The 12,473-nt window shown below is 64.1% G+C and carries 11 protein-coding genes and 1 pseudogene; 10 read left to right on the top strand and 2 right to left on the bottom strand.

The annotated features are described in order from the left end of the window. The 3 genes and pseudogenes from MOV75_RS11330 to MOV75_RS11320 all read left to right on the top strand — a co-directional run. Positions 1–277, top strand: a pseudogene (locus tag MOV75_RS11330) (PspA/IM30 family protein); the annotation flags it as partial. A gap of 39 nt (positions 278–316) precedes the next feature. Continuing rightward, positions 317–592 carry a YiaA/YiaB family inner membrane protein gene (locus MOV75_RS11325; RefSeq protein WP_063197515.1) on the top strand — a complete coding sequence of 92 codons (276 nt, stop codon included), beginning with the start codon at positions 317–319 and terminating at the stop codon, positions 590–592. A 180-nt stretch (positions 593–772) separates the two neighbouring features. Then, positions 773–979 carry a hypothetical protein gene (locus MOV75_RS11320; RefSeq protein WP_008145196.1) on the top strand — a complete coding sequence of 69 codons (207 nt, stop codon included), beginning with the start codon at positions 773–775 and terminating at the stop codon, positions 977–979. Between the two features lie 152 nt (positions 980–1,131). Here MOV75_RS11320 and MOV75_RS11315 read toward each other — a convergent pair whose 3' ends face one another. Beyond that, positions 1,132–1,977, bottom strand: a complete 846-nt coding sequence (locus tag MOV75_RS11315) for an SDR family NAD(P)-dependent oxidoreductase (RefSeq protein ID WP_246924685.1) — start codon at positions 1,975–1,977, stop codon at positions 1,132–1,134. A 180-nt stretch (positions 1,978–2,157) separates the two neighbouring features. Here MOV75_RS11315 and MOV75_RS11310 point away from each other — a divergent pair, with 180 nt between their 5' ends. From MOV75_RS11310 to MOV75_RS11290, 5 genes are all read left to right on the top strand, one after another. Continuing rightward, complete coding sequence (locus tag MOV75_RS11310) at positions 2,158–3,654, top strand: aldehyde dehydrogenase family protein (RefSeq protein ID WP_246924682.1); 1,497 nt, start codon at positions 2,158–2,160, stop codon at positions 3,652–3,654. 202 nt (positions 3,655–3,856) lie between these two features. Next, a complete protein-coding gene (locus MOV75_RS11305) occupies positions 3,857–4,720 on the top strand; it encodes an outer membrane protein (protein WP_246924680.1) in 864 nt (287 codons plus the stop codon). A 157-nt stretch (positions 4,721–4,877) separates the two neighbouring features. Further along, a complete protein-coding gene (locus MOV75_RS11300; RefSeq protein WP_246924678.1) occupies positions 4,878–6,005 on the top strand; it encodes an alkene reductase in 1,128 nt (375 codons plus the stop codon). A 211-nt stretch (positions 6,006–6,216) separates the two neighbouring features. Further along, the gene (locus tag MOV75_RS11295) at positions 6,217–6,720 is read left to right on the top strand and encodes a GFA family protein (protein ID WP_246924676.1); all 504 of its coding nucleotides are present in this window, start codon (positions 6,217–6,219) and stop codon (positions 6,718–6,720) included. A gap of 298 nt (positions 6,721–7,018) precedes the next feature. Beyond that, positions 7,019–8,680: a thiamine pyrophosphate-binding protein gene (locus MOV75_RS11290; protein WP_246924674.1), complete on the top strand. Its 1,662-nt coding sequence runs from the start codon at positions 7,019–7,021 to the stop codon at positions 8,678–8,680. A gap of 279 nt (positions 8,681–8,959) precedes the next feature. Here the strand turns inward: MOV75_RS11290 and MOV75_RS11285 are convergent, their stop codons facing one another. Next, entirely contained in the window at positions 8,960–10,339 is a 1,380-nt protein-coding gene (locus MOV75_RS11285; protein ID WP_246924671.1) for an LLM class flavin-dependent oxidoreductase, read from the bottom strand. A 261-nt stretch (positions 10,340–10,600) separates the two neighbouring features. Between MOV75_RS11285 and MOV75_RS11280 the strand changes: the two genes are divergently transcribed. Continuing rightward, complete coding sequence (locus tag MOV75_RS11280; RefSeq protein WP_246924669.1) at positions 10,601–11,986, top strand: M20 family metallopeptidase; 1,386 nt, start codon at positions 10,601–10,603, stop codon at positions 11,984–11,986. 100 nt (positions 11,987–12,086) lie between these two features. Beyond that, on the top strand, positions 12,087–12,473 hold a 387-nt coding region (locus MOV75_RS11275; RefSeq protein ID WP_246924666.1), incomplete at its 3' end, for a transporter substrate-binding domain-containing protein.

Below are 12,473 nucleotides of genomic sequence, written 5' to 3'. Positions count from 1 at the left end.
TGCCTCGGAGGCCGTGCGCTCGCTTCGCCGCAGCGGCATCGAGGCAGCGCGTCCTTACGAATCCACGCTGCCGGAGGCGGAGAGCACTTTACGGCGCCTGCGCGATCGGCAGATGGAAGCCCAGGCTGCCGACGATGCGCTGGTCGAGCTCGATGCGGCCACGGGTCCCCTCGCCACCGCCGAGAGACTCGCCGAGCAGGGCTTTGGCCCGCGGTTGAAGACGACTGCGGACGACGTGCTGGCGCGGTTGAAGTCCAACCGCACGCCGACGGCCTGATCCCCAACCCATCATCATTCGAGCCAACAGGAGACCATCATGAACCAGAACGGCCAGCCCCATAGCAGCGCCTGGGTAACCTTCACTTACGCGTCCTTTGCAGCCTCCGCGTTCCTCGTCGCCATCGGCGTCTTCTTCCTGCCGATCGACTTCTGGATGAAGGGCTATCTCACCATGGGTATCGTCATGCTGATCCAGACCTGCATCACCTTGACCAAGACCGTGCGTGACAATCACGAGAGCAGCCGGCTGGTGAACCGCATCGAGGACGCGAAGGCCGAGCGGCTGCTGATGGAGGTTTCCAAGGCCGCTTGAAAAAAGTGCCTTGAGCCGATCCGGACGAAAAGCAAGAGAGCCGTGGAGCAACACGCGCCGCGGCTCTCGCGTCCGCAACCATCAGGAACGACGTCTTGATGGTCGTGATCCGCATCACGCATTGTGCTTCGGCTGCAGGTGCGATATGGCTCTCGCGCTTTTCAGAGGCGGAGACGAGCTTTGTCGAAACAATCGCTGCGTGAAGAGGCCGAGCGCCTGATCCGCGAATCGATGGAAAAGAAGACCATCGTCGTCAAGCAGGGCGCGACCCGCATCGAGGCCGTCTGCGGCAAGTGCGGCGCGCCGAACCGGGTCCAGGCGGAGAAAGGCCAGACCCGGGTCAAGTTCGCTTGCAAGAATTGCGGGCATCAGCAAGAGACCCTGTAGCGCGCTTGCCGCGCTGCGAACACTCTAACCCTCATCCTGAGGAGCCCGCTGAAAGCGGGCGTCTCGAAGGGGCGAGGCCGGGCTGCCTCAGCGGGGCCTGCATGGTTCGAGACGCGCGCAAGGGCGCGCTCCTCACCATGAGGGTCTGACAGTTACTTCCCCTCCACAAACCTCCTGAACGCATCCGCATAGTCCGGGTGCCAGCGCGACAGTGGCGGGCGGTTCTCGATGATGTCGGCGGCGGCCCATTCCATGCGCTTCTCGTCGAGCGCGCGCGGTACGTCGTTGTCCGGGCATAGGATGTAGAAATCGCCCACCTCAAGCCGCGCCAGCATGAAATCGATCGTCTGTTCCGGCGTCCAGGCGCCGGCCGGTTTTTCGGTGCGTCCCTTCGCGGTGAGGCCGGTGAAGACGAAGCCGGGGATCAGCAGGTGTGCCGTGACGCGACAATCCTTTGTGTTGCGCAGCTCGTGCTGGAGCGCTTCGGTAAATGCTTTCACCCCGGCCTTGGAGACATTGTAGGCGGGATCGCCCGGCGGCGTGGTGATGCCCTGCTTCGAGCCCGTGTTGATGATGAGGCCGCATTTGCCGCGTGCGATCATGTTGGGCGCGAAGATGCGTGAGCCGTTGATGATGCCCCACATGTTGACGGCGATGATGCGCTGCCAATGATCGGGCTCGTCAAACAATGTGCTGCCCGGCTGGATGCCGGCATTGTTCATGAGCAGGTCGGTTCCGCCGAAATGCGCGCCCACGGCGCGCTCCAGTTCCATCACGCTCTCGGCCCTGCTGACATCGACGGCGAAGGTCATCACGTTTGTGGCAGAAGTGACGGACGACAGTTTTGTTGCGGCCTCGGTCAGTCGAGCCCCCTCGACATCCGCGATACACACCTTCATTCCAGCGCGCGCGAAGGCCATGGCCGCGGCCAACCCGATACCGGACGCGCCACCGGTGATCACGGCAACATTGTCTTTGACGATGGCGGAATGTGGCATGGGGCGTCTCCGGAGGGGGCTTGCTCGAGTTATAACAATGGCGGTGCGCGACCCCGCACAAGTCGGCATGGGAGGTCTTCGTTCCGCGCTGCCTTTACGCCTATCCGGCACCGCTGTATCCTTTAACGCAACGATCCCGCCCAGATCGAACCAATCAATCACCTGACAGGGAGTGCAGCCATGGCTGTGTCGCAGGCTATTCCGATCACGCGTCATCCGTTCGCGAACGGGTCCTACAAGCAGATGCTGATCGACGGGAAGTGGGTCGACGCAGCCTCTGGCAAGCGCTTCGAGACCCACAATCCCGCGACAGGCGAGTTGCTCGCAACGGTCGCCGAGGGCGACAAGGAAGACATCGATCGTGCGGTTGCCGCCGCCCGCCGCGCCTTCGAAGGACCCTGGAGCAAGGTCAAGCCGTTCGAGCGGCAGAACCTGCTGCTCAAGCTCGCCGACCTCGTCGAGAAGAATTTCGACGAATTGTCGCAGCTCGACACCCTCGACATGGGCGCGCCGCTCAGCCGCACCCGCGCCTATCGTCTGCGCGCCGTCGGCATGCTGCGTTACTACGCCGGCCAGACCACGGCGATCCATGGCGAGACCATCGAGAACTCACTTCCTGGCGAAATCTTCTCCTATACGCTGAAGGAGCCGATCGGCGTCGTCGGCGCGATCATTCCCTGGAACGGTCCGCTGACCGCGACGATCTGGAAGATCGGTCCCGCAATCGCGACCGGCTGCACCGTGGTGCTCAAGCCCGCCGAGGAGGCGCCGCTGACCTCGCTGCGCATCGCGGAGCTCGCAATGGAAGCGGGTATTCCGCCCGGCGTCATCAACGTCGTGCCCGGCTACGGCGAGACCGCCGGCGCCGCGCTCGCGGCGCATCACGACGTCGACAAGGTCGCCTTCACCGGCTCGCATGTCACGGGCCAGTCGATCATCCGGGCCTCCGCCGGGAACCTCAAGCGCGTTTCGCTCGAGCTCGGCGGCAAGTCGCCGGACATCGTGTTCGCGGACGCCGATCTCGATGCCGCTGTGCCCGGCGCCGCGATGGCGGTGTTCGCCAATTCCGGCCAGATCTGCAGTGCCGGCACGCGCCTGTTCGTCGAGCAGGCGATCTACGAGGAGTTCGTCGGCCGCGTCGCCGAGTTCGGCAAGAAGCTGCAAGTCGGCAACGGCCTCGATCCCAATGTGCAGATCGGCCCGCTGGTGTCCGAGCAACAGCTCGAACGCGTCACCGGTTATCTCGACATCGGCCAGAAGGAAGGCGCGAAGGCGCTCGCCGGCGGCGGCCGCGTCACCGAGGGCGCGCTGTCGAAGGGCTTCTTTGTCTCGCCGACGGTGTTCGCGGGGGTCCAGGACAACATGCGCATCGCGCAGGAGGAGATTTTTGGTCCCGTCATCTCCGCGATCGCGTTCAAGGACATGGACGAGCTCGTCAAGCGCGCCAACAACACCACCTTCGGCCTCGGTTCCGGCCTGTGGACGCGCGACGTCAGCAAGGCGCATGCGGTTGCAAAGTCGCTGCGCGCCGGTTCGGTGTGGGTGAATTGCTACCAGGCGATGGATCCGGCCGTGCCCTTCGGCGGCTACAAGATGAGCGGCTACGGTCGCGAGTCCGGCAAGCAGCACGTCGAGGAATATCTCAACGTGAAGGCCGTCTGGATCAAGACGGCCTAACGCGCCATCGCGTCCGGACTTCAGCGATCGATCTTGCATGCGGCGACGAGAGGCTGCTTGCGACGACCGGAGGTTGTTACCCGGACGCTACAGATGGTTTTGAAACTGCTGTCGTCCGCGATCTTGCAAGGATTGTTATCCCATTTCGAACGTCGGCCCGTTAGTGCTGGTCAACATCAATGTTCGGACTGGGATATCGAGAATGCTTCGCTTCGCTTCGATCATGTTTGTGGCTTTGGGCGTCGCCTCGGCGCAGACCGCGCTCGCGGCCGATATGACTGCGCACGCGCCGGCGTACAAGGCGCCGCAATTGCCGGTTGCTTACAACTGGTCGGGCTTCTACGCCGGCGTGAATGTGGGATATGGCTGGGGCGATGGTGCGATCAATCTCGCGCCGCACGATCCGGTCTTCACCGCGGGCGTGCTCGACGTGGCCTTGGCGGGTGGCCTTGTCCCGGCGTCGCTGCCAACAAATGCGCACGGTGTGTTGGGCGGCCTGCAGGCCGGCTACAATGTGCAGACGGGCACCGTGGTGTGGGGCATCGAAGCTGACATCTCGGGCGCGGACATCAAGGGCAGCTCAACGGTTACTCGAACCCTGCCGGTGTTCCCGACCATCATGACCACGCAAGAGCAGAAGGTCGACTGGTTCGGGACCGTGCGCGGCCGGATCGGCGCTGCCATTACACCGGACTGGATGATCTACGCGACCGGCGGTCTTGCCTATGGACATGTCAAGGCGTCGACCTCGATTGTGGATCCCACGGGCGGTAGCGGCACGCCCTGCCTCAACGTCATCTGTGGCGCCGGGGCGGCGGAGAGCTGGCGCGTAGGCTGGACCGTCGGCGGCGGCGGCGAATATCGCTTGTCGTCGAATTGGAGCGTCAAGCTCGAATATCTCTATTATGATCTCGGCAGTGAGAAATACACCTTCTTCAATCAGGTGTTCCCGATCGCTCCCGGCCCGGCTCGCGGCTTTGACGCGACCGCGAATTTCACTGGCCACATCGCTCGGGTCGGCTTGAACTACAAGTTCGGCTCAGGTCCGGTCGTCGCGAAGTACTGACCTGCCGTTCTGAACGAGCAGCAAGCCCCGGGCTCGGCCCCGGGGCTTTTTGATTTGGCCGCATCTTTGGCTGGCCAGCCATCCTCCCGGGCGGCTTCCGGGCTGCCGCGCTTTCTCATATGATCCTCGTCCTCTCATCGATCGTTTTGGGGTCCATATGAAATTCGAAGCGCTATTTAGACCGTTGCAGGTCGGTCCGTACAAGCTCGCGCATCGCGTCGCGATGGCGCCGCTGACGCGTATGCGGGCCGCGCGCGAGAGCTTTTCGCCGCGCCCGCTCAACGCCGAATATTATGGCCAACGCGCCACAAAGGGCGGCCTGATCATCGCCGAAGCCTCGCCAGTGCTCTCGCACGGTCGCGGCAACCCGGCGACGCCCGGCATCTATTCGGAGGCGCAGATCGCCGGTTGGCGCAAGGTGGTCGACGCGGTGCACGCAAAGGGCGGCATCATCTTTCTCCAGCTCTGGCATGTCGGCCGCGTCTCGCACTCCTCCTTCCATGGCGGCGAGTTGCCGGTTTCCGCCTCGGCGATCCCGATCAAGGCGGAAGGCATGAAGGCGATGACGGCCGACGGCAAGATCTCCGACTATGAGACGCCGCGCGCGCTGGAGACCGAGGAGGTCAAGGATATCGTCGAGGCGTTCCGGCAGGGTGCCAAGAACGCGCTCGCGGCTGGTTTCGACGGTGTCGAAATCCACGGCGCCAACGGTTACCTGCTCGAGCAATTCCTGCAATCGCGCAGCAATCAGCGCACCGATCAATATGGCGGTTCGATCGAGAACCGCGCGCGACTTCTGCTGGAAGTCACGCAGGCCGCGATCGACGTATGGGGTGCGAACCGCGTCGCCGTGCGGCTGTCGCCCCACGGCATCGCCAATGATTCCGGCGAGCCCGACCCGATGCCGCTCTACACGCATGTTGTGAAGTCGCTCGACAAGCTCGGCCTCGCTTACCTGCATTTCATCGAGCCGCGCTCGAGCGGTGCGGGCCGCGCCGACGTCAACTGGCAGAATGTGCCCTCCGCAATGGTGCTGTTCCGCCCGCACTACAGCGGCGTGCTGATGACCGCTGGCGGGTTTGTCGGCGAGACAGCGAACGCGGCGATCGCCGAGGGCCATGCCGATATCATCGCGTTCGGCCGCATCTTCATCTCCAATCCCGATCTGCCGCGCCGCCTGCAGCACGACTATCCGATCACGCCGTACAACCGTGCGACGTTCTACGGCGGTGAGGAGAAGGGGTATACGGATTATCCGGTGTATGACGAGCTGACGCCGGCGTGAGGCTGCCGTAGCCCGGATCAGCGCAGCGACATCCGGGACCTTCGCCAGAAGGACAATGTTCCCGGATGTCGCTTTCGCTGATCCGGGCTACGAAGCTGTTGTGTCGCACGAACCCACGAACTCCGTCATTGCGAGCGCAACGAAGCAATCCAGACTGCCTCCGCGGAAAGATTCTGGATCGCTACGCTCGCGATGACGGTGAGGAGAGACCATGGCCAAAGCCGCCGCCGCCGCAGGTACAGCCACCGGTCAATGCCTCTGCGGCAAGGTCACCTTCGAGATCGACATCCCCGCGCGCTGGGCCTGGCACGATCACTCAGCCGCCAGCCGCCGCGCCCACGGCGCGGCCTACGCGACCTATGTCGGCAGCTGGAAGAAGCGGTTTCGCATCATGTCAGGCAAGACGGCGCTCACCCGCTACGAGGACAAGGCCACCAAGACCGCGCGCAGCTTCTGCTCGCATTGCGGCACGCCAATCGCTTATGAGCGCCCGCGCGGCCCGCACATGGTCAACATCCCCCGCGCGCTTTTCAAGGAACGCACCGGTCGGCAGCCGCTCTACCACATCGCGATCGAAGAGCTGCAGGAATGGGCTTATACCGGCGAGCCGCTGGTGCCGCTGAAGGGTTTTCCCGGCGTGGTCTGGCAACGTTCAAAAAAGAAGAAGCGCGCAGGTGGTGAGGATCCGTTCGAATTGGGACGGGAGGAGATGTAGCTCGCGGCGTACCGCTCTCGTGCCCCGGACGCAGCGCAGCACCTCCCCGGCGATGCGCAGCATCGTCCGGTTCGGTGATGCGCTGCTGAGCCGGGGCCCATTCATCGGCGAGTTCAGCCGCGAAACTGGGTCCCGGCTCTGCGCCGCATCGCTACGCGCTGCGTCGCGTCCGGGACACGAGAGCGCAGTTCGCAACGTCCTACGCAACGCAGCTATGACCGCACTTCCTTGCGCGCATCCTCCGACTTCGGCCATCATGTCTTTCGTCCTTGCGGCAACGTCCGCTTCTGGAGGAAACATGAAGAACAAGATCACCGGCCGCTCCGCCTTTCTCGCGCTGCTCAAGGACGAGGGCATCACGCATCTGTTCGGAAACCCGGGGACCACCGAGTTGCCGATCATGCATGCGCTGAAGGACCATCCCGACCTCACCTATGTGATGGCAATGCAGGAGAGCCTGGTGGTCGCGATCGCCGATGGCTATAGCCGCGCCTCAGGCAAGCTCGTCGCCTGCAACGTCCATGTCGCGCCGGGGCTCGGCAACGCGATGGGCTCGCTCTACAACGCCCAGTTCACGGGCACGCCGATGATCCTGACTGCGGGACAGCAGGAGCAGGGCCACGGCCTGATGGAGCCGGTGCTGTATGGCCCCTTGGTGCGGATGGCCGAGCCGCTGGTGAAGTGGGCGGTGGAGGTGACGCGGCTGGAGGATTTGCCCCGTATCGTCCGCCGCGCCGCCAAGATCGCGACAACGCCGCCGACCGGGCCGGTGTTCATCTCGCTGCCCGGCGACATCCTGAACAGCGAGGCCGGGATCGATCTCGGCCGCTCCACCCGCATCGACGCGCGCACGAAACCGTCGGACGAGGCGTTGAAAGCCTTCGCCGCACGGTTGCTCAGGGCCGAGCGCCCCGTCATCGTCACCATGGACGAGGTGGTGAAGAGCGATGCGCTGAAGGAGGCGGCCGAACTCGCCGAACTGCTTGGCGCGGCGGCCTATCAATCCTCGACGCCCTACGGCTCGCACTTCCTCTCGGAGAGCCCGAGCTTCGTCGGCACGCTGGCGCGTGTACAGAAGGTCGCGCGCGATACGCTGGCGCCATACGACCTCCTGGTCGCGCTCGGCGGCGATCCCTTGCGCATGTCGGTCTATAGCGAGGTCGATGCGCTGCCTGATGGTCTCGGCATCGTGCAGATCGGTCTCGTCGATTGGGAGATCGCCAAGAACTACGGCGTCGAGATCGCGCTGAAGGCGGATTTGAAGGAAACGTTGCGCGCGCTGATCCCGGTGCTGAGGGAGATGGGCGGTGCAGCACTTGCGAGCCGGGCGAAGCAGCGCCTCGCCGAGCTGGCGCCGAAGAACTGGACCGCGCGCCGCGCCGTGCTGGTCGAGCAGATCGGCAAGAGCGCGGGCCGCAGCCCCATCGATCCGGACTTCCTGGTGCTGCAAATGGTCGAGGCCATGCCGGAGAATGCCATCCTGGTCGACGAAGGCCTCACCTCGAGCCGCCAGATCACGGCGCTGCGGCCGCATCGCGATCGCTACGGCTATCACGGCCTCGCGTCCGGCGGCATCGGCTGGGGCCTGCCGGCATCGGTCGGCGCCAGCATCGCCAATCCGGATCGCCCCGTCGTTTGCTTCTCGGGCGACGGCAGCGCGATGTATTCGATCCAGTCGCTGTGGACCGCGGCGCATCACAAGCTGCCGCTCAACGTCGTCATCGCCAACAATGGCGGCTACCGCATCATCAAGCAGCGCCTGCTCGCCTTCCACGGCGACGACAACTACGTCGGCATGGATTTCGTCGATCCGCCCGTGGATTTTGCCGGCGTCGCCAAGGCGCTGGGGTGCGAGGCGATCAAGGTCAGCGATCCGCGCGAGCTGAAAGCGACGCTGGCGTCGGCGTTCAATCGGCCGGGCACGAAGCTGATCGAGGTGATGGTGGACGGGAAGGTGTAGGGCAGGCTGCTTCCACCGTCATTGCGAGGAGCCCTTGCGACGAAGCAATCCAGATTGTCTCCACGGAGGGATTCTGGATTGCTTCGCTTCGCTCGCAATGACGACGTGGCTGCACCGCGCTCAAAACTCTCACCGTCACCCTGAGGTGGCCGCTTCTTCAGCGGCCCTCGAAGGGCGACGGCCCGGCTATATAGGCGCCCTCCATCCTTCGAGGCTCCCGGCGCGATGCTTAGCATTGCGCCACTCGCACCTCAGGATGACGGAACCTGAAGCGACCGGTTACCCCTTATTCCCCACCCGATACCCCGCCGCCGGATGCGGCGCATCCAGCCTGGCACGTCCGCCACCGAACAGCTTCTCGCGCAGCGTGCCCTTCGCATACTCCGGCTTATACCGCCCGCGCTTGGTCAGCTCCGGCACCAGCATGTCCGAAATGTCCTCGAAATCGCCTGGCGAGATCGCAAACGCAACATTGAGGCCGTCGACGTCGGTCTTCTCGAACCAGTCCTCGATCTTGTCGGCGACGCTTTCGGGCGTGCCGACGACGACGGGGCCGGCACCGCCGATGCCGACATGCTCGATGACGTCGCGCACGGTCCAGACACGGTCCGGATCACCCCGTGTGACGTTGTCGAGCGCACTGCGGCCGGCATCGTTCTGCACGTGACGCACTTGCTGGTCGAGCTCGTAGCCGGAGAAATCGATGCCGGTCCATCCCGACATCAGGGCGAGCGCGCCTTCCGGATTGATGTACGAGCGGTAGTCGGCATATTTCGCAGCCGCTTCGGCTTCGGTGTTGCCGAGGATGATCGTCATCATGTTGAACATCAGGATCTCCGCCGGGTTACGGCCGATCCTGGCGGCTTCCTCGCGGATCGCCGACACGCGCGGTGCAATGATCTTGGCTGACGGTCCCGACATGAAGACACATTCGGCATGCTTGGCCGCGAACTGCCGGCCGCGCGGCGAGGTGCCGGCCTGGTACAGCACCGGCGTGCGCTGGGGCGAGGGCTCGCTGAGATGGATGGTGTTGTTGATGCGGTAGTTCGCGCCCTCATGATTGACGCGATGCACCTTGCTCGGATCGGTGAAGATGCCGCGCTTGCGGTCGCGCAGCACGGCGTCGTCCTCCCAACTGCCCTCCCAGAGCTTGTAGACGACCTCCATATATTCGTCGGCGATGTCGTAGCGGTCGTCGTGCCCGGTCTGCTTGTCTTTGCCGGCGCCGCGCGCGGCGCTGTCGAGATAGCCGGTGACGACATTCCAGCCGATCCGGCCCTCGGTGAGATGATCGAGCGTCGACATTCGCCGTGCGAACGGATAGGGCGGTTCGAACGACAAATTGCTGGTCACGCCGAAGCCGAGATTTTGCGTCACCGCGGCCATGGCCGAGAGCAACAGCAGCGGCTCGTTTGACGGCGTCTGTGCTGCGTTGCGCAAGGCCGCGTCAGGGCTGTTGCCATAGACGTCGTAGACCCCGAGCACGTCGGCCAGGAACAGCCCGTCGAAGCGGCCCCGCTCCAGCGTTTTGGCGAGATCGATCCAGTAGGGCAGGCGGTTATACTCGGCGGTGCGGTCGCGCGGATGGGTCCACAGGCCGGGTGACTGATGTGCGACGCAATTCATCGCGAAGGCGTTGAGCCTGATCTGCTTGGCCATGATGGTCCCTCGGCGCCCTGTACTGAGCGCTCTTCGAATGATAGACGTGCGCCCCAACTTGGCGACGTTCTTGCATATGGTTTGTGCTTGGCAAGGCCAAAATCGGCGGTACGCCCGCCATTGGCAAGCCAATCTCAAGCGAGCAAGGACGGAATCCCAAGAGAAGTACAAGAGAACTACAAGAACTATCCACTCCCCGCCACTTTCGAAGGGCATCCTGTCTCGGGTAGGGTCCTTCGCGCGAAGTCCGAAAAGTGAGTCATGACCAGAGCCGACGCCATCTCCCGCGCCCGTGAGGATTTCAAATCCGGCGCATTCCTCACCGAGCTCGACCGCCGCGTCGCTTATCGGACCGAAAGCCAGAATCCGTCGCGTGGCGCCGAGCTGCGTGGCTATCTGGAACAGGAGATGATGCCCTCCTTTGCTGCGCTCGATTTTTCCAGCCGCATCGTTGAGTCCCCGAGCGGCAAGGCGCCGTTCCTGTTTGCCGAGCATCATGAGAGCGCGTCAGCGCCGACCGTGCTGATCTACGGCCATGGTGATGTCGTCGACGGCATGGAGGGCGAGTGGCGCGACGGCCGCGATCCCTGGCGCACGACGGTTGCGGGCACGCGACTCTACGGCCGCGGCACCGCCGACAACAAGGGCCAGCACAGCATCAACATGGCGGCGCTGCGCGCGGTGCGCGACGCCCGCGGCGGCAAGCTCGGCTTCAACGCCAAGTTCATCGTCGAGATGGGCGAGGAGATCGGCTCGCCCGATCTCGGCAAGGTCTGCGATCTCAATCGCGACGCGCTCAAGGCCGATCTGTTCATGGCCTCCGACGGGCCGCGCCTGTCCGCCGACCGTCCGACGCTCTTCCTTGGCTGCCGCGGTGGCATCCGCATCCATTTGGATGTGAACTTGCGCGATGGCGGTCACCATTCCGGCAATTGGGGCGGCGTGCTGGCCAACCCCGCGACCATTCTGGTCAACGCGATCTCCACGCTGGTCGACGGCCACGGCCGCCTCCAGCTCGACGCGCTGAAGCCGCCGCGGCTCACCAACCAGATCCGCAGCTATCTGGCCGATGTGCAGGTGGTCCCTACCGAGGACGAGCCGGCGCTTGCCGAGAACTGGGGCGAGGAGGGGCTTTCGGCCGCCGAGCGGCTCTACGCCTGGAATACGCTGGAAGTGCTGGCGATGTCGTCGGGCAATATCGAGAAGCCGGCCAACGCCATTCCGGGCCATGCCAATGCCGTGTTGCAACTGCGTTTCGTGGTCGGCACCAAAATTGATGGGCTGATCGAGGCCATCCGCGCTCATCTGGCCGGACGCGGTTTTCCGATGGTAGAGGTGCGGGCGGCCCAGAGTTTTGCTGCATCGCGCACAGATTTCGACAGCCCCTGGATCAAATGGGCGGCGGATTCGGTGCAGGAGACCACCGGCAAGCCGCCGGCGGTGCTGCCGAACTTCGGCGGCTCGCTTCCCAACGACGTGTTCTCCGAGATCCTGGGCCTGCCGACGATCTGGGTCCCGCACTCCTATCCCGGCTGCTCCCAGCATGCGCCCAATGAGCACATCCTGCTGCCTTTGACCGAAGAGGCCTTGACGGTCATGGCCGGGCTGTTCTGGGATCTCGGGGAATTGCCCAAGCCGCTAACCTGAGCCGTTAACCTGCGCCGCGATCCAGCCGAAAGTCACATTCTAATCCGGCCCAATCTGTGCTTGCATCCGGGCCGCATCATCCTGAAAGGGGACCAAAAAAGTGAAACACTTCCGTAGCATCGGCCTCGCGCTCGCCGCGACCTTCGCCGTCAGCCAGGCCGGGGCCCAGGAGCTGACCGGCACGCTGAAGAACATCAAGGACACCGGCGCCATCACGCTGGGCTTTCGCGACTCCTCGATCCCGTTCTCCTATCTCGATGACAACCAGAAGCCCGTCGGGTTCGCGATGGACATCTGCTACAAGATCGTCGACGCCGTGAAGAAGGAGCTCAAGCTCGACAAGCTCGAGGTCAAGCTCAACCCGGTGACCTCGGCGACCCGCATCCCGCTGATGGCCAACGGCACCATCGACCTCGAATGCGGCTCGACCACCAACAACGCCGAGCGCCAGAAGCAGGTCGCCTTCACCAACACCCATTATCTGACC

It is taken from the genome of Bradyrhizobium sp. PRIMUS42, from assembly GCF_023006515.1.
In the GTDB taxonomy this organism is placed as follows: Bacteria; Pseudomonadota; Alphaproteobacteria; order Rhizobiales; family Xanthobacteraceae; genus Bradyrhizobium.
This window is presented reverse-complemented; position numbering and strand designations above follow the sequence as displayed.